Here is a 512-nt window from a genome sequence, read left to right on the forward strand (position 1 = left end):
CCGGTGTCTTGTTTACGCTACTTTAGAGCGCACTTCCTTCGGTATCAATTTCAGACCCTTCTTGAACATGCTGTAGGGCGTCAGTCCCTCCATCATCCTGCCCTGATGCGGCCGCTGGGTGTTGTAGTGCGCCAGGTAGCTACCCAGGTCTGTCTGCATCTGCTCTACCGACTCATACCAGGTCGTCCTCCCCTTGATACGGAAGTGTTCATCCAGCAGTGTGCGATGCAGCCGTTCGATAAAGCCGTTGCTCTGCGGCCTGCGTACCTTGGTTGTCCGGTGCTCAATCCCCTCCAGTTGCAGGAACAGCTCGTAGGGATGATGGTCTGGGCGCCCACAGAACTCGCGCCCGTTATCCGACAGGATGGTATAGACCCGTGCCTCGTGGGCCTCGAAAAACGACTGTACCGTTTCATTGAGCACATAGACCGAGGTCACCGGCAGCTTGCTGGTGTAGAGCCGTCCCCAGGCGTGGCGGCTGTAGCAGTCCAGCACGGTTTGCAGATACACCT

General features: G+C 57.4%; 1 protein-coding gene. It reads right to left on the minus strand.

Annotated elements, in window-relative coordinates; translation table 11 throughout:
• Nucleotides 1-12: 12 nt before the first annotated feature.
• Nucleotides 13-512: integrase core domain-containing protein (locus tag G5182_RS20135; RefSeq protein WP_421254664.1), on the minus strand; the 500-nt coding region annotated here is incomplete at its 5' end.

The organism is Aeromonas sp. 600948 (assembly GCF_049174875.1).
GTDB lineage: Bacteria > Pseudomonadota > Gammaproteobacteria > Enterobacterales > Aeromonadaceae > Aeromonas > Aeromonas veronii_A.